Annotated in this window: 17 protein-coding genes; 13 read left to right on the top strand and 4 right to left on the bottom strand. The window is 72.7% G+C overall.

All coding sequences use genetic code 11. The annotated features are described in order from the left end of the window. Positions 1–21 precede the first annotated feature (21 nt). Together ACQPZW_RS27610 and ACQPZW_RS27605 are read right to left on the bottom strand one after the other, a co-directional pair. Positions 22–2,016 carry an ATP-binding protein gene (locus ACQPZW_RS27610; protein ID WP_433788934.1) on the bottom strand — a complete coding sequence of 665 codons (1,995 nt, stop codon included), beginning with the start codon at positions 2,014–2,016 and terminating at the stop codon, positions 22–24. Between the two features lie 156 nt (positions 2,017–2,172). Beyond that, complete coding sequence (locus tag ACQPZW_RS27605; protein ID WP_433788933.1) at positions 2,173–2,418, bottom strand: hypothetical protein; 246 nt, start codon at positions 2,416–2,418, stop codon at positions 2,173–2,175. A 75-nt stretch (positions 2,419–2,493) separates the two neighbouring features. Here ACQPZW_RS27605 and ACQPZW_RS27600 point away from each other — a divergent pair, with 75 nt between their 5' ends. Beyond that, positions 2,494–3,204, top strand: coding sequence for a TetR/AcrR family transcriptional regulator (locus ACQPZW_RS27600; RefSeq protein WP_433788932.1), 711 nt, complete (start codon positions 2,494–2,496; stop codon positions 3,202–3,204). Between the two features lie 99 nt (positions 3,205–3,303). Here ACQPZW_RS27600 and ACQPZW_RS27595 read toward each other — a convergent pair whose 3' ends face one another. Beyond that, positions 3,304–4,473, bottom strand: a complete 1,170-nt coding sequence (locus ACQPZW_RS27595) for an MFS transporter (protein ID WP_433788931.1) — start codon at positions 4,471–4,473, stop codon at positions 3,304–3,306. A gap of 84 nt (positions 4,474–4,557) precedes the next feature. Here ACQPZW_RS27595 and ACQPZW_RS27590 point away from each other — a divergent pair, with 84 nt between their 5' ends. The 6 genes from ACQPZW_RS27590 to ACQPZW_RS27565 all read left to right on the top strand — a co-directional run bounded on the left by ACQPZW_RS27590 (position 4,558) and on the right by ACQPZW_RS27565 (position 9,441). Then, positions 4,558–5,352: a LysR family transcriptional regulator gene (locus tag ACQPZW_RS27590; RefSeq protein ID WP_433788930.1), complete on the top strand. Its 795-nt coding sequence runs from the start codon at positions 4,558–4,560 to the stop codon at positions 5,350–5,352. A 90-nt stretch (positions 5,353–5,442) separates the two neighbouring features. After that, positions 5,443–6,024 (top strand): aminoglycoside phosphotransferase family protein, encoded by a 582-nt coding sequence (locus tag ACQPZW_RS27585; protein WP_433788929.1) that lies wholly within the window; start codon positions 5,443–5,445, stop codon positions 6,022–6,024. A gap of 82 nt (positions 6,025–6,106) precedes the next feature. Further along, positions 6,107–6,622 carry a hypothetical protein gene (locus ACQPZW_RS27580; RefSeq protein WP_433788928.1) on the top strand — a complete coding sequence of 172 codons (516 nt, stop codon included), beginning with the start codon at positions 6,107–6,109 and terminating at the stop codon, positions 6,620–6,622. A 26-nt stretch (positions 6,623–6,648) separates the two neighbouring features. Further along, positions 6,649–7,494: a DUF4097 family beta strand repeat-containing protein gene (locus tag ACQPZW_RS27575; RefSeq protein WP_433788927.1), complete on the top strand. Its 846-nt coding sequence runs from the start codon at positions 6,649–6,651 to the stop codon at positions 7,492–7,494. 199 nt (positions 7,495–7,693) lie between these two features. Further along, on the top strand, positions 7,694–8,662 hold the full coding sequence (locus ACQPZW_RS27570; protein WP_433788926.1) for an ATP-binding cassette domain-containing protein: 969 nt from the start codon (positions 7,694–7,696) through the stop codon (positions 8,660–8,662). After that, positions 8,659–9,441, top strand: coding sequence for an ABC transporter permease (locus ACQPZW_RS27565; protein ID WP_433788925.1), 783 nt, complete (start codon positions 8,659–8,661; stop codon positions 9,439–9,441). Before ACQPZW_RS27570 ends, ACQPZW_RS27565 begins: the two co-directional genes overlap by 4 nt. A gap of 68 nt (positions 9,442–9,509) precedes the next feature. Here ACQPZW_RS27565 and ACQPZW_RS27560 read toward each other — a convergent pair whose 3' ends face one another. Continuing rightward, complete coding sequence (locus ACQPZW_RS27560; RefSeq protein ID WP_433788924.1) at positions 9,510–9,872, bottom strand: MerR family transcriptional regulator; 363 nt, start codon at positions 9,870–9,872, stop codon at positions 9,510–9,512. 303 nt (positions 9,873–10,175) lie between these two features. On the opposite strand from ACQPZW_RS27560, the gene ACQPZW_RS27555 reads away from it, so the two are divergent. The 6 genes from ACQPZW_RS27555 (at position 10,176) to ACQPZW_RS27530 (ending at position 16,278) form a co-directional block, all read left to right on the top strand. Then, positions 10,176–11,105, top strand: coding sequence for a DUF3800 domain-containing protein (locus tag ACQPZW_RS27555; RefSeq protein ID WP_433788923.1), 930 nt, complete (start codon positions 10,176–10,178; stop codon positions 11,103–11,105). Positions 11,106–11,215: 110 nt separating this feature from the next. Further along, on the top strand, positions 11,216–11,713 hold the full coding sequence (locus tag ACQPZW_RS27550; protein WP_433788922.1) for a DUF6069 family protein: 498 nt from the start codon (positions 11,216–11,218) through the stop codon (positions 11,711–11,713). A gap of 9 nt (positions 11,714–11,722) precedes the next feature. After that, positions 11,723–14,404, top strand: coding sequence for a cation-translocating P-type ATPase (locus ACQPZW_RS27545; RefSeq protein WP_433788921.1), 2,682 nt, complete (start codon positions 11,723–11,725; stop codon positions 14,402–14,404). After that, entirely contained in the window at positions 14,401–14,775 is a 375-nt protein-coding gene (locus ACQPZW_RS27540) for a hypothetical protein (protein ID WP_433788920.1), read from the top strand. Before ACQPZW_RS27545 ends, ACQPZW_RS27540 begins: the two co-directional genes overlap by 4 nt. Further along, positions 14,772–15,278: an RDD family protein gene (locus ACQPZW_RS27535; protein WP_433788919.1), complete on the top strand. Its 507-nt coding sequence runs from the start codon at positions 14,772–14,774 to the stop codon at positions 15,276–15,278. Before ACQPZW_RS27540 ends, ACQPZW_RS27535 begins: the two co-directional genes overlap by 4 nt. Next, entirely contained in the window at positions 15,247–16,278 is a 1,032-nt protein-coding gene (locus ACQPZW_RS27530) for a carboxylate-amine ligase (RefSeq protein WP_433788918.1), read from the top strand. The genes ACQPZW_RS27535 and ACQPZW_RS27530 overlap by 32 nt, the downstream gene beginning before the upstream one ends. Positions 16,279–16,280: the final 2 nt, after the last annotated feature.

Here is a 16,280-nt window from a genome sequence, read left to right as displayed (position 1 = left end):
CCCGGAGTCCCTAAACCTCCTTCACTCGCGAGAGTGGCGCGGCAGCCGGACCACGATGCGGGTGCCGGGCCGATGCGCCGGATCCAGGTGGACGGTTCCGCCGTGCGCCTCGACGAGCCCACGGGCCAGCGGCAGGCCCAGCCCGTTGCCGGGGATGGCCGTGTGCCGGGCGTTGGCGCCCCGGTGGAAGCGGGTGAACAGCAGCTCCCGGTCGCCCTCGGGGATGCCGATGCCGGTGTCGGCGACGGCCAGCTCGACCACGTCCGGGCCGTCGTAGGCGGCGGTGACCCGCACGTCGCCGCCGCCGGGACAGTATTTGACGGCGTTGGACAGCAGCTGGTCGACGATCTGGCGCAGCCGCGTCTCGTCGGCGTCGAGAATCAGGGCGGCCGGGAGATCGGTGTGGACCCGCACGGTGGCCGGCGGCCGCAGGTCGTGCACGGCGGCCCCGACCACCGCGGTCAGGTCGGTGGGCCGCGCCTGGATCCGGTGGTGACCGGCCTCCAGCGCGGTCAGCTCCAGCAACTCGTCGATGATCCGTTGCAGGTGGCCGACGTTACGGCGGACCGCGGCGATCATCTGCTGCTGGTCCGGGTCGGCCAGCTCGTCGGTGAGCAGCGTCGTGTAGCTGATGATCGAGGTCAGCGGGGTGCGCAGCTCGTGCCCGGCGAGGGTGAGGAAGTCGTTGCGGGACTGGTTGAGCTGCATGGCCAGCTCGCGGCTGCGCAATCGGGTGAGGAACTGCCCGAGCTGGGCGGCCACCCCGTCGAGCAGGCCGGTGAGCAGGAACTCGTCGTACTCGGTGGTCGAGCAGAGGGTGGCCAGCACACCGAGGACCTGGGCGCCGTCGCAGACCGGCACGGTGAGGCTCGCCCGCAGGCCCCGCTCGGCGGCGGTGTGGGCGAACGCGTGCGCCTCCGGCGTCTCGGTGTACCGCGGATCGGTGAGGTCGGGGATCCACAGCGGCCGTCCGGTCGCCCACACGAACCCGGGACCGGCGTCGCCGCGGGGGATCCGCTCCGGCACCAGGTCGTCGACGTCGACGCCGGGCGCGCTCCAGTGGGCGGCGGTCCGCAGCACGCCGGCGACCTCGTCGACCACGAACAGCGCCACGTGCGGCCAGTCCAGGGCCTCGCCGATCGCCCGCAGCAGTGGCGGTGCGACCTGGTCCAGGCCGTCCGCGGCGGCCAGCAGCCGGGTCATCTCCAGCTCGCAGTCACGGAACCGTTCCCGCCGCCGACGCTCGGTGACGTCGCGGACCGTGGAGACCGCGCCGAGCAGCTCCCCGGTGGCGCCGTAGACCGGCTCGGCGTTGGTCAGCGCGTACCGGTCCGGTGCGCCGGGGACCCGGAGTACCGCCTCCACGTCGCGCACGCTGCGCCCGTCGAGCGCGCGGACCACGGCCATCTCCGCCGGCAGGTACGGGCGCCCGTCCAGGTGGCGCAGCCGTCCCCGGGCGGCGACCAGCGCCTGCACCGGCGGTGTCGTGTCGTCCAGCCCGCAGAACCGGCGCAGCATCCGGTTCAACAGCACCGGCCGCCGATCAGCGTCGACCGCGAGGACACCGACCTGCAGACTGTCCAGCAGCGCGTTGACGAAGCCCCGCGCCTCGATCGGCCCGCCCGGCCCGGCCTGCGGTGACTCGCCGTCGCCGAGCATCGCGGCCACCTCGGTCAGCGCCGCGAGATCGTGTTCCACCCAGGTGCGGGCCGTGGTGTCCAGGACCGTCACCGTCCGCGAGGGACGATCGGGGGCGGCCGGCACCGGAACGGCGGCCATCGACCGTACCCCCAGATCGGTTATCAGGGGATGTCCGGCGAAGCCGGGCTCGGTGAGCAGGTCGCCGACCGTGACCGGACCGCCCGACCCGAACCGGCGCACCGGGCAGGCCGCCGGGAAGCCGAACGTGCCCAGCAGCGCGTCACCCGTGCTGATCACCGCCATCGGAGCGCCCAGCAGACGGGCCGCCAGACGGGCGACGGCATCCCACGGCACCTGCACCAGAGAGGCCGTCACATCCACCACCTCGCCCCGCTCGCCGCTGAGGGAAACGACATCCTGCGGATCGGCAACGCCCGGCACCGCATGAGCCTTTCCGTCGAGTTCGGTAGGCGCGACCTGCGGCCGGGGACGCCCTCGCCGTGCCGGTGTGGTCGCTGATCCTCGCTCTCGTCATCGTGACCCGTCACGGAGCAGCGCTTTTCGCCTGACGTCGAGCACGGCGATCACCGCGAACGCGACGCCGGCGGCGGCCACCGCGGCGACGTAGCACCAGGGGGAGGGCAGATGATTGGCCGCGGTCAGGACTGTCGGTCCCTTGTCGGTGAAGACCCGGAAGACGATCGCCATCGGGCCCTCCCAGAAGCCCAGGGCGAGCGTGACGACCATCGCGAGCCGGTACCATCCCTCGTTACGCATGTATCCACGACATCAGTCAGCAAGGGCGTCGACAAGCTCTTACATCACGGATTCGACACGGAGATGGTGGCGGAGATGCGTGACGAAACATCGTGCCGGGTGTGCCGCGGGCCGCTGCGGGAGGCGGGCCGTGGTCGTCGCCCGGTCTACTGCTCGCGGGCGTGTCAGGCCCGCGCCTACCGGGCCCGCCGCACCCCGCCGATCCCCGGTCCGCCGCCGGTGTCCGGTCGGCGGCGGCAAGTCGTCGAGGCGGTCTGGCGGCTCGCGGCGAGCCGGGGCCTGCAGTCGGTGACCGTCCGTGAGGTGGCCGCCGAGGCGGGCGTGACACCGCGGATCGTGCAGTACCACTTCAGCGGCAAGCAGGACCTGCTGGTCACCGCCCTTCGGGAGCTGCACCGCGACAACGGGATCCGGGCCCGCGAGCGCATCGCGGCACTGCCCGACCCCGGCGACCCGCGGGCTCTGCTACGCGCCACCCTCGACGAGTTCCTCCCCCTCGACGGCGAGCGCCGCACCGGCCTCGCCGTGCTGACCGCCTACTACACGCGCAGTCTCACCGACCCGGCGCTCGCGGCCGTGTTCCTGGCCGCGGAGACACCCCTGGAGGATCTGATCGCCGCGCTGATCACGGCGGCCGGGCCACGACCGGGCATCGACCCCGCCCACGAGGCCGACCTGCTGGTCAGCGGCGTCACCGGCCTCGGGCTCGACCTGCTGCACCGGCGGCGCGACCTCATCGGCGTCCGCCGGACGATCGCCTACCACCTGGACCGGATCCTCGGGTGACGGCGGCCCCTCCGCGGCGGCGCGCCGGTCATCCGGGCCGGTCCGGCGACCCCGTCTCGGCCGACCCGTCTCGGGCGATCCGGCCACCAGGCGGCGCCGTCAGGTGGTGGTGACCAGCGACGGCACCCGGCGCAGGGAGGTCGCCAGCAGGCCGCTCGCGACCAGGCAGGCCGAGGCGAGCAGCACCACGGCGGGCCAGGCGCCGTACGACCACGCGGTCCCGGCCAGGTTGCCGACGAGCGACGACCCGGCGTAGTAGGCGAACAGGTAGAGCGACGCGGCCTGGCCGGCCGGGATCCCGTTGGCGTGGGCGCGGACCGGGACCCACCCGCTGGCCACCCCGTGCACACAGAAGAACCCCGCGGTCATCACGGCCAGCCCGGCCACCGTGAGCGGCAGCGCGTCGGGCAGGGTCAGCAGCAGCCCGGCGCCGGTGAGCAGGCACCCGAACGGCAGGACGGCGCGGCGCCCGTGCCGGTCGGCGAGCCGCCCGGCGATCGCCGAGCTGAGCGTGCCCGCCGGGTAGACGAGGAAGACGGCGCCCGCGGCGGCCGCCCCGAGCGCGAACGGGGCGCTGGTCAACCGGAACCCCATGGCGTTGTAGACGGCCACGAACGCGCCCATCGCCACGGCACCGATGCCGTACAGGCTGAGCAGCGCCGGGTCGGTGAAGGCCCGGCGGGACAGGGCCACGTGCGGGCCGGCGGCGAAGTGGCGCGACGCGGGCAGCAGCGACGCGACGACCACCGCGCAGACCAGGCCGACCATGGCCACGGCCGCGAGCGCCAGCCGCCAGCCGTACGCCTCGGCGACCACGGAACTGATCAGCCGCCCGGTCATCCCGCCGAGGGCGGTGCCGCCGATGTACAGCCCGGCGGCCCGCCCCTGACGGTCCGCGGGCAGCTCCTCGCGCAGGTAGGCGGTGGCGACCGCGGGCAGGCCGGCGAGCGCGACGCCCTGTGCCAGCCGCAGCCCGAGCAGGGCGTGCCAGGTCGGCGCGAACGCGCAGGCCAGCCCGACCAGTGCGGACAGTGTGAGGGACAGATGGATCAGCGGGGTGCGGCCGACCTTCTCCGACAGCGGCCCGGTGACCAGCAGCGCCACGCCGAGCCCGAGCGTCGCCAGCGACAGCGACCAGGAGCTCTGCGCCGGGGTGACGCCGAACGCCCGGGACAGCTCCGGCAGCAGCGCCTGAGTGCTGTACAGCAGGGCGAACGTGGCCACGCCGGCGGCGAACAGGGCGAGGCAGGCCCGGTGATATCTGCTCACGCCACTCACTGTTCGCGGTAGCGGTTGCATACGTCCAATGCATCAAAATCATCGACCGCATGCGTACGGCGTATGCTGAGCCCGGTGCAGCTGGAAGATCTCCGTGCCCTGCTCGCTCTGGGTGATCATCAACACGTGACCGAGGCGGCAGCCGCCCTCGGCACCACCCAGCCGAGCCTGTCGCGTCTGCTCGCGCGGGTGGAGGCGGAGCTGGGCGTGCGACTGTTCGAGCGGGACGCCCGCGGCGTGCACCCGAACCCGCTCGGCGACCTGACCCTGACCGCGGCCCGCGACCTGGTCGGCCGCTACGACCGGCTGCGCCGCGACCTGGCCGGGCTGCTCGATCCCGAGTCGGGGACGGTGCGGCTGGCGTTCCTCGACTCGATGGCGACCTCGCTGGTGCCGCGGATCCTGCACGACGTGCGTGAGCAGGCGCCGCGCCTGCGGGTGGAGCTGCGCCAGGAGCCCGGCCACGTCATCCTGCCCGACCTGGAGTCGGGGGCGGCCGAGCTGGCGCTGATCTCGCCTCAGCCGCGCGGGCCGTACGGCTGGCTGCCCCTCCAGAAGCAGAAGCTGGCCCTGATCGTGCCGCCGGGCCACCGCCTGGTCTCGCGCCGCCGGGCCCGCCTGGCCGACGCCGACGGCGAGGACTTCGTCACGGTGCCGCCCGGGTTCGGGTTCCGGGCCCTGGTCGACGGCCTGTTCGCGGCGGCCGGAGTGACACCGCGCATCGCCCTGGAGATCGGCGACCTGGCCACCATCGAGGGCCTTGTCGGCGCCGGTCTGGGCGTGGCCCTGGTCCCGGAGAGCTTCGCCGGCGCCACCGGCACGGTCGGTCTGCCCCTGACCGCCCCGGCGCCGAACGCGTGGTCGGCCTGACCTGGCGCACCGACCGCCCGCTGGGCCCGGCCGCCGACCGCTTCCGCGCCGTCGTCGAGGCCGCCGCCCCCTACCGCTGAGGAGCACGGGATGGATCTCACGCTGCCGCAGTCCTTCCTGGACTCGCCGCGCTGGTGGCGTGGCGGGGGAGAGTGGCTGGCCGAGTTGCCCGGCCTGGTCCGGGCGCAGTGCGAGCGGTGGCGGGTGACCGTCGACGGCGATCCCGCGCACGGCTCGAACGCGCTGGTCGTGCCGGTGCGCCGGGACGGCGAGGAGCTCGTGCTCCGTCTCGCGCCACCGGGGCCGGAGGTCGCCGAGCAGGCCGGGGCGCTGCGCTTCTGGGACGGGCGCGGGACGGTCCGGCTGGTCGACGCCGACCCGGACGCCGGGGTGATGCTGCTGGAGCGGCTGTCCGCGACCTCGCTGTGTGACGTGCCGGTGGACGTGGCCATGCGCGTGCTGGGCACGATGATGCGCCGCCTCGCGGTTCCGGCTCCCGATCATGTGCTCAGCACCGCGGACGCCGGGATCGACCGGGCTCACGGTGGGGACTGGGTGGTGTTCCGTGCCGTCGACTACTGGCTGTGGGGGCAGGGCGCGGGTCTGACCGAGGATCCGCGCCGCTGTGCCCGGTTGGTGTCGGCCTTCACCGACGGGCCGTTCCAGGAGTAGGCGATCGGGCGCGGCGCTGCCCTGATGCCATAGTGATGCCATTGGCTTGCGCGTGGCATCACTGTGATGCCATAGTGGTGCCATGGAACTGCGCCCCTACATCGACGCGCTGCGTCATGAGCTAGCGCTCGCTGCTGCCGCCGGCGGTGAGGATGCCCGTGAGCTGGCCGAGCGGCTCACCGCACCACTCGAGTCGGCCACCCGCCTGGCCCTGCTCGACGCCCTGTCCGAGGCGGCCGCCGAGATCACCCGCGACCTGGCCCCCGGCTCCGTCGACCTGCGCCTGCGCAACCGCGAGCCCAGCTTCGTCGTGACCCCGCCGCCCGCCGACCCGTGGACCGACGCGGTCCCGCCGCCGGACCCGGTCCCGGCGCCGCCACCCGCCCCCGGTGAGGACGAGGCGACCGTCCGGATCAGTCTGCGCCTGCCCGAGCCCCTGAAGAACCGGATCGAGCAGGCCGCAGCCCGCTCCGGCGTCTCGATCAACACATGGCTGATCCGGGCCGCGTCCGCCGCCGCCGCCGACGGCGACCAGAGACCACCCGCGACAGTGACCGCGACCAGCGGCGGCCAGCGTTTCACCGGCTGGGTCCGCTGAACCCCCCGACACGAATGGAGACTGCTGTGCCCAGTTTCGACACCCCCGGTCCCATCACCGCCTCCGTCGACGTCCTCGCCGGCGAGGTGCGTGTGGTGGCCGGTGACCGGCCCGACACGATCGTCCACGTCCGCCCGGCCGACGAGAACGAGGAGCGCGACCGCCGCGCCGCCGAGCAGACCCGCGCCGAGCTGGTCTCCGGCACCCTGACGGTCCGCGGCCCACGCCATCCCGCCCTCGGCGTCTTCGGCAAGGTCGGCGTGATCGACGTGCTGATCGAGCTGCCGGCCGGCTCGTCCGTCGACGCCAAGGTCGGCGCCGGCGGCATCCGCTGCTCCGGCGCCCTCGGCGACTGCAAGCTGCGCAGCGGCGCCGGCGACGTGCAGGTGGACCAGGCCGGCAGCGTGACCCTGACGACCGGGTTCGGCCTGGTCACTGCGGAGAACGTGACCGGCGACGCCAGCCTGACCACCGGATCCGGCAAACTGCACCTGCGCGAGGTGTCCGGCCCGGCCACCCTGAAGAACGGCAACGGGGAGTGCTGGGTGGGCCGGGCCGGAGGCGAGCTGAAGATCAACTCGGCCAACGGCGACATCGTCACCGAACACGCCGGCGCCTCACTGACGGCCAACACCGCCAACGGCGACATCCGGGTGCGTGAGCTGGTCCGCGGCACGACGACACTGCGTACGGCGGCCGGCCGGATCGAGATCGGCATCCGTCAGGGCACCGCGGCCCGCCTCGACGTGCACACCTCCTACGGCCGGGTCCGCAACGAGATGTCCGCGGCCACCGGCCCCGCCGAGTCCGACGAGCAGGCCTCGGTGCGTGCCCGCACCCAGTTCGGCGACATCCTGATCCACCGCGCGTGATCCACCGCGTCTGACGCTCCGCGTCCTCTTCTCCGCGCGTGACCTACGGCGTCTGAACCGCCGCGCGTGATCCACCTTCGGTAACTCCCGGCCGTGCGCTCGACCATGGCCGGCGATCGAACCTGCCCGTCGTCCCGGCCGGCGACGAACCGTCCCGGCCGGCGATGGATCCTGCCCGGAAACGCTCCTGGAGGCGTAGATGTCCACAGCCCTCATCACCCGGCCCGCCGTCTCGGTGGCCGGCCTGCGCAAGACCTTCGGCACCAAGACCGTCCTCGACGGCATCGACCTGACCGTCACCGAGGGCACCGTGTTCGCGCTGCTCGGGCCGAACGGCGCCGGCAAGACCACCATGGTGCGGATCCTCGCCACCCTGCTGGAGGCCGATGGCGGTTCGGTGCGGGTCGCCGGTCACGACCTGGTCCGCGACGCGGACGCGGTGCGGGCGGCGATCGGCCTCACCGGGCAGTTCGCGGCGGTCGACAAGCTTCTGACGGTACGGGAGAACCTGCGCCTGATGGCCGACCTGAACCGGCTCGGCCGTGCCGCGGGTAGACGCAGAGTCGACGGTCTGATCCAGCGGTTCGACCTCACCGAGTCGGCGGCCAAGCCGGTGTCACTGCTCTCCGGAGGCCAGCAGCGCCGCGTCGACCTCGCCATGACCCTGGTCGGCAACCCGCGGCTGATCTTCCTCGACGAGCCGACCACGGGGCTGGACCCGCGTAGCCGGGTGGAGATGTGGCAGATCGTCCGCGAGCTGGTCGCCGACGGGGTGACCGTCTTCCTCACCACCCAGTACCTGGAGGAGGCGGACCAGCTCGCCGACCGGATCGCCGTTCTCGACCACGGCCGGATCGTCGCCGAGGGCACCCCCGACGAGCTCAAGCGCCGCATCCCGGGCGGCCACCTGGTGCTGCGGTTCGCCGAGCCGGGCGCGCTGAACACCGCCGCCTCGGTCCTGAACGTCACCCACCGTGACGATAGTGCGCTGACGCTCCAGGTGCCCAGCGACGGCGGCGTGACCGACCTGCGCGCCGTGCTGGCCACGCTCGACGGCGTGCACGTGGCGCCCGCCCACCTGACCGTTCACACGCCCGACCTGGACGACGTGTTCTTCGCCTTCACCGGCAACCCCGCGAGCACCGGCACCGACGAGGAGACCCGATGACCACCCTGGCACACACCCTGACCGATTCCGGCACCATGTTCCGGCGGCAACTGCTGCACCTGCGGCGCTACCCGTCGCTGACCATCATGCTCATCGGCCTGCCGGTGATCTTCCTGTTGCTGTTCGTCTACGTGTTCGGCGGCGCGGTCGGCGCCGGGCTGGGCGGCGGCCGGGACGCGTACGTCGACTACCTGACCCCCGGCATCCTGCTGTTCACGGTGGCCGGGGCGGTCGCCGGCACCGCGATCTCGGTGGCGATGGACATGACCGAGGGCATCGTCGACCGGTTCCGCAGCATGGCCATCGCCCGGGCGTCGGTCCTGACCGGGCACGTGCTCGGCAGCATGGTGCAGATCTTCATCGCCCTGTTCGCGGTCCTCGGGGTGGCCCTGCTGATCGGCTTCCGGTCGAACGCCACCCCGCTGGAGTGGCTGGCCGTGGCCGGGGTGCTGACCGCGACGGCGTTCGCGCTGACCTGGTTCGCGGTGGCGCTCGGCATCGTCGCCGACAGCGTCGAGACGGCCAGCAACACGCCCATGTTCCTGAGCCTGCTGCCGTTCCTGGGCAGCGGTTTCGTCCCCACCGACACCATGCCGTCCGCTCTGCGGGTGTTCGCCGAGTACCAGCCGTTCACCCCGATCATCGAGACGCTGCGCGGACTGCTGCTGGGCACCGGCATCGGCAACAGCGCGGTGATCGCCCTGGTCTGGTGCGCTGTGATCGCGGCTCTGTCCTACGTGTGGGCCAAGCGCAAGTACAACAAGCGCGCCGCCCGCTGAGCCGGGCCCCGGTGGTGCGCCGGTCCCTCAGCCGTGTGAACGACGGTTGAGGGACCGGCGCGCCGCGGTCAGCGGGTCCGGGCGGCCAGCCGGTCGCGGAGCCGGGTCAGGCGGGCCATCTCGGCGGTCAGGGTGCCGACACGGCGGGAGGCGACTCCGGTCGGCTCGGCACAGGCGCCGGGTGTGCCGTACTCCGGAGGGGTCCTGCCCTCCAGCAGGTGCAGGCGGCCGGCGCTCTCGCGGAGGTCGGCGATGGTCAGGCCGAGGTCGAGCAGTTGCCGGATGATCCGGAGCCGGGCCACGTCACGCGGGCCGTAGATCCGCTGACCGGTGACGGTCCGCTGGGGTGGCGGGAGCAACCCGTTCGCCTCGTAGAAGCGCAGCGCCCGGGGTGTGGTTCCGGCCGCCGCAGCGGCGTCGCCGATCCGCATGTGCCCTCCTCAAACGGCCACGATCACCGTGCCGAGATGACGTCCGGTAAGGACATCGTGCAACTTGCGCGGCGATTACGCGATCCCCCGGCCGGAAGTTACGAGAAACGATATGACCCCGGTCCGCAGCCATCCGGCGAATCGTTCGATCCACTCGCAACGTATCGAAACGTCGCCAGATGCGCCGTATCGGCCATCGTGGCGGGGCGGTGGATCCGGGCCCGTGCGTCGAGGGCAGGCGTGAATTCGGTTGTCGGCGGCGGGCGGAGCGCCGAGCATGGTCGGCATGCCGGAGCTACCCGGGTGAGGTCACCCCTGCAGGGCGGGCTTCCGCCGGCCGGCGCGCCGGGCGGCGCGGTCCTCGAGATCGCCTGTGACGAGTCCGGGTTCTCCGGGGCGAATCTGCTGCGTTCGACCGAGCCGGTGATCACGCACGCGAGCGTCGACCTGTCCGTGGCCGAGGCGGTCGACCTGATCGCCGGGCTGGGCCTGTCGGCGTACGAGCTGAAGTCGGGCCGGTTCCTGCGCCGCCCCGACGCGGCCGTGGCCCTGGACCGGCTGATGACCGCCCTGCGCGGCCGGGCGCACGTGCACCGGATCGACAAGGAGCTCTTCCTGGTCACCCAGGTCGTCGAGCTGCTGCTGGCCGAGCCGTCCTACCGGTCGCTGACGCGCGGGCCGCTGCCTGAGGCCCACGACCTGTACCGGGCCCGGTCGGTGGGCGGTGACTGGGACCGCTTCCTGGCCGCGTTCGCCGACATGGTCCGTACCCGGCGCCGCATCCCCGGACGTGCCGGCGCCGCGCGGTTCCTCCAGGCCCGCGACACGCTGGCCCGGATCGGTGGCCCGGCCGGCGCGGTCCTCGAGCGGATCACCGACGACCGGGTCACGGCGATCGTCTCCCGCCTCGACGACGGCGACCGGACGATCCCGCCACCGCTGGAGCCGATGATCGCGGCGCTGGCCGCGACGATCCGGCACTGGAGTGCCCGGCAGCGCCCGATCCTGGTGATCCACGACGAGCAGAGTGCCCTGACCGCCGCACGGCTGGCCCGCCTGCAACGGGCGCTGGCCGTCGGTGACGGCCCGTCGCCGCTGGCCGGGCTGGTGACTGCGGACTCCCGTGACGACCCCCGCATCCAGCTCGCCGACCTGCTGGCCGGCGTGGCCCGCCGAATGCCGTCGGCGCTGCCGGGTGCCGGCCGGCTCGCCGAGCCGCCCCGGGCGGGTTGAGACGCCTGGTCCTCGAGGCGCCGGGTGGGTTCATCCACGCCGGATGAGGCGGTGCGACCCCGGGCGCGGCGACGCTCGGTGCCGGCAACCGTGTCTCGCGAGGAGGACTCATGTCCGGATTGAACACGCCCGGTGATCCCCGGCCGAGCCCCGTCGTCAACGCCGGCAAGCTATGGGCCGGCGGCGCCGCGACCGCCGCCGTCGCGTCGTTGATCGCGATCGCCGGCATCCTGCTCGGCCGTGGCCTGTTCGGCATCGCGGTGCTGGCGCCGAAGGGGCAGGGCGTCTGGGGTGACGCCTCGACCGGCTGGTACGCCCTCGGCGCCGCCGTGTCCGCCCTGGCCGCCACCGGACTGATCCACGTTCTGCTGCTGACCACGCCCCGGCCGATGCGGTTCTTCGGCTGGGTGATCGCGCTGGCGACCATGGTCGGCATGCTGGCGCCGTTCGTCGTCGACGCGTCGCTGGGGGTCCGCCTGTACACGGCGGGGCTGAACTTCGTGCTCGGTGTCGCGATCGGCTCCCTGGTCGCGGGCACGGCGAAGACGGCGATCGTGCCGGTGACCCCCCGTCCCGCATCGCGTCCACACCCCCGCCCGTACCGGTAAGGAGACCCGATGGCCACGATGACCGAGCCGCCGAACGCTGCGGAGGCGCCCGCTTTCCACGTGCTGTCCGTCCCGGAGGCGCTCGAGGCCGAGAACGTCGACCGGCATCGCGGCCTCAGCGGGGAGGAGGTCGTCCGGCGCCGGGCCGAGCACGGCCCGAACCGTTTCGCCGAGGCGAAGAAGGAGCCGTGGTGGCGGTCCTTCGTCCGGCAGTACGCCGACCCGATGCAGATCGTCCTGCTGGCCGCCGGCGTCGGCAGCCTCTACCCGCTGAAGCAGTACGGCACCGGCATCCTGCTGATCGCGCTGACCCTGCTGAACGCGGCCCTGGGCCTGCACCAGGAGGGCAAGGCGGCCGCGGCGATCGACGCGCTTCAAAAGATGATGATCATCAAGGCGAGGGTACGGCGTGACGGCGCCCTGACCGAGATCCCCGCCGAGGAACTGGTCCCCGGTGACATCGTGCTGATCGAGGCCGGTGACGTGGTGCCGGCCGACGGGCGGCTGCTGCGCGCGGCGACGTGCGAGATCGACGAGTCGGCGCTGACCGGGGAGAGCCTGCCGGTGGCCAAGGACGTCGCCGCGGTGGCGTCGGCGGACACCGCTCTGGGCGACCGGTCCGACATGGCGTACATGAACACCAACGTGACCCGGGGAACGGGGGAGCTGCTGGTCACCGCGACCGGCATGAGCACCGAGGTGGGCCGGATCTCCGGCATGCTGCAGACCGAGAAGGACGGTCAGACGCCGCTGACCCGCCAGCTCGGCCGGCTGACCAACCAGATCCTGCTGATCGCCGGGTTCGCCCTGCTCGCCTCGGTGATCATCAACCTGGCCCGCGGCAACGAGTTCGGCGTCGTGTTCACCGCGGCGGTCGCGTTCGCGGTGTCGGCGATCCCGACCGGCCTGCCGGCCGTGGTGACCACCATCCTGTCGCTCGGCACCCAGCTGCTGGCCAAGTCGAACGCGATCGTGAAACGACTGCGCTCGACCGAGACGCTGGGGTCCACGTCGGCGATCAACTCCGACAAGACCGGCACGCTGACGCTCAACCAGATGACGGCGGTCGAGCTGGTCATCCCCGGGCGCCGCTACACGGTCTCCGGTGGCGGCTACTCCACCGACGGCGCGATCAAGAAGGTGGCCGGGGACCCGGACGAGCCCCTCGACGAATACCTGCTGCCGATGATCCTCTGCTCGGACGCCGTGGTCCGGGACGGGACGATGATCGGCGACCCGACCGAGGGCGCGCTGGTGGTCCTGGCCGAGAAGGGCGGACTGGACAGCGAGGCGACCCGGGAACGTCACCCGCGAGTGGCGGAGCTGCCGTTCGACGCCGCCTACAAGCTGATGGCCACCTTCCACCGGATGACCACCGACGACGGCCGCGAGGTGATCCGCTGCTACGTCAAGGGCGCACCGGACCAGCTGCTGGCCCGCTGCGACGTCGCCGATCAGGACGCGGTCCGATATCTGGCGGAGAACACCCGGCTCGCCCAGCAGGGCCTGCGGGTGCTGGCCACCGCCCGGAGGGACTTCGACCCGGCCGACTTCGACCCGGCCGCCGATCTGCTCCCGCTGCTGACCGGGCTGGAGCCGCTGTCGCTGGTCGGGATCGTGGACCCGCCGCGCCCGCAGGCGCAGGCCGCGATCGAGCAGGCGCACGCCGCCGGCATCGAGGTTCGCATGATCACCGGCGACCACGCGGTCACCGCCGCGGCGATCGCCGCCAAGCTCGGTATCCGCGGCCGGGCCATCACCGGGGCCGAGTTCGCCGCGATGAGCGACGAGGAGGCCGACCGCGAGATCGACGGCATCGGCGTGATCGCCCGGGTCACCCCGGAGCACAAGGTACGCCTGGTCGAGGTCCTCAAACGCAAGGGCCACATCGTCGCGATGACCGGCGACGGGGTGAACGACGCGCCCGCCCTGAAGAAGGCGGACATCGGCATCGCCATGGGGATCACCGGCACCGAGGTGAGCAAGGAAGCCGCCGCGATGATCCTCACCGACGACGACTTCGCCACCATCGTGAAGGCCGTCGAGTTGGGCCGTGCCCTCTACGCGAACCTCAAGAAGTACATCTTCTTCCAGATGGGCGTGCTGGTCGGCATGATCATCACGTTCCTCGGGGCCAGCATCGTCAACATCGCCGCCGGTGTGCCGTTCCTGCCGTTGCAGAGCCTGTGGCTCAACTTCACCACCCAGGTCTTCCAGTCGGTGGGGCTCGGCTACGGCAAGGCGGAGCCGGACATCATGCGGCACCGGCCCCGCCGCTCCGACGAGCCGCTGCTGTCCCGTGCCACGCTCGGCTGGCTGGGTCTGCTCGGCCTGGTGATGGGCGTGATCACCCTGGTGCTGATCTGGTGGGCCGACGGGGCGTACGACCTGGACACCGGCCGGACCATGGGCCTGACCGCGTTCTCCATCGCCAACCTGGCCTTCTCCCTCACCGTGCGCAGCGAGGTCCGCTCGGTGTTCAGCCTGGAGACCTTCGACGACAAACGCTTCCTGATCACCACCGGCATGTCGGCGGCCGCGATCGTGCTGGCCACCGAGCTCGGGCTGTTCCAGAGGATGCTGCAGACCGTCAGCCTGGACGTCGGCCAGTGGCTGATCTGCCTGGTCGCCGGGGCGCTCGTGGTGGTCCCGACCGAGATCCGCAAGGTCGTCCTGAGGAGGCGGCGATGAGAGTGCCCGGTCTGCTCCAATGGGGTGACGTCGCGATCGGGGCGGTCTCCCGGGCCGCCGAGGCGCTGGCCGACCAGAAGCAGCTGGCCGAGCGCGGCGCCGCCCGGCGGGTCCGCATGGTCGACGCGCTGATCACCGCGATCGCCACCTCGCCACTGGTCGAGCGGGTCGTCGAGATCCAGCTCGACCGGGTTCTCGAGCTGCTGGAACGCGAGCCGGAGCGGATCCGTGCCCTGGTGCGGGGGCAGCGCGACAACATGGTCGGCGAGGTCGTCGGCCGCGTGCGTGCCGGCGCGGCTGCCGGGGACGACGCGGTGGACCGGCTCACCCTGCGCTGGACCCGCAACGGGAACCCCGAGACGCCGGCATGAACCGGTACGCCGGGCTGGTGAGCCGGTCGACGGCGTACCTGCTGGACGCGCTGATCGTGGCCGTGATGGCCGGGGTGGCGACGGTGGTCTTCGGCCTCGTCGCCTCGGCCCTGCTCGGCAGCGAGGGCCGGGAGCTGGCCCGGATCGTGCTCTCCACCTACGTGATCTTCCTGCCCACGATCATGGCGTCGTACTGCGCGGCCTTCTGGATCCTGGCCGGGCGCACCCCGGGCCAGCTGGTGTTCGGGCTGCGGGTGGTGGACCGCGCCGGGCGCCGACCGCGCCTGTTCGCCGGGCTGGTCCGGGCGCTGCTGCTGGCGTACCTGCCGATCCTCGCGCTGTGGCTGCTCTTCGACCGCAGACATCAGGGCCTGCACGACAAACTGGCCGGCACCACCGTGGTCCGCAGCTCACCCCGAGAGGATGAGGCGCCCGGAACCTCCCCCATCGCACCGTCGAGGGGTGCTGACCATGGGAGTCGAGGAAGAGTTCCTACTACTTGATCCGGACGGGGCGGTCGCGCCGGCCGCCCCGGACGTGATCCGCCGCACCGGCGGCGACGAGCGCATCAAACCGGAGTACATGGCCTACCAGTTGGAGACGGCCACGTCCGTCTGCACCGGCCTCGGCGAGCTGCGGCGGGAGCTGAGCCGGCTGCGCCTGACCACCGCCGAAGCGGCCGAGGCGGCCGGGGCCTATCTGGTCGCGAGCGGGGCACCACCGTTCCGGGCCGGGCCACTCGGCGCGCTCAGCGCCGACGACCGCTACCGGGTGCTCGCCGAGCGGTTCCCGGAGGCGACCGCGGCCGGCGGCACCTGCGGCTGTCACGTCCACATCGGCATCCCGGACCGGGAGCTGGCCACGGCGGTGCTGTCCCGTATCCGGCCGTGGCTGCCGGCCCTGCTCGCCCTCACCGTGAACTCGCCGGTGTACGGCGACAACGACACCGGATGGGCCAGCTTCCGCTACCAGAACCAGCTGCACTGGCCGACGTTCCGGCCGCCGGACGTGTGGCCCGACGCCGGCAGCTACGACCGCGAGGTCCGCTCGCTGGTGGCGTCCGGCACGGCCGTGGACGCCTCCGGCGTCTACTTCCTGGCCCGGCTGTCGGCGCGGTACCCCACGATCGAGGTCCGTGTCGCCGACACCGGCCTCGAGGTCGACGACACGGTGCTGCTCGCCGGCGTCACCCGGGCGCTGGTGGCCACGCTGATAGAGGACATCCGCCGCCGCGACAAGCTGCTGCCCGCCCCGCGACAGCTGGTCAGTGAGCAACTGCTCGCGGTCGCCCGGGGCGGCGTCCTGCGCACCGCCCGGCTGCTGCAGAAGATCACCCCGCAGCTGGACGCGGCCGGCGACACCGGCGAGGTCTACGCCGGGATCGAGCGTCTGCGGCGCGAGGGCACCGGGGCGCAACGCCAACGGCGACTCTGGCAGCGGTACGGTCCCACCAGCGGTTTCGTCGGGGCGTTGGCCGCCGGGACGGTGCCGGTCCGGATCTGACC

The organism is Actinoplanes sp. CA-252034 (genome assembly GCF_050956125.1).
Lineage (GTDB): Bacteria > Actinomycetota > Actinomycetes > Mycobacteriales > Micromonosporaceae > Actinoplanes.
Note: the sequence above shows the minus strand (reverse complement) of the source record. Positions and strands in the feature narration are given on the sequence as shown.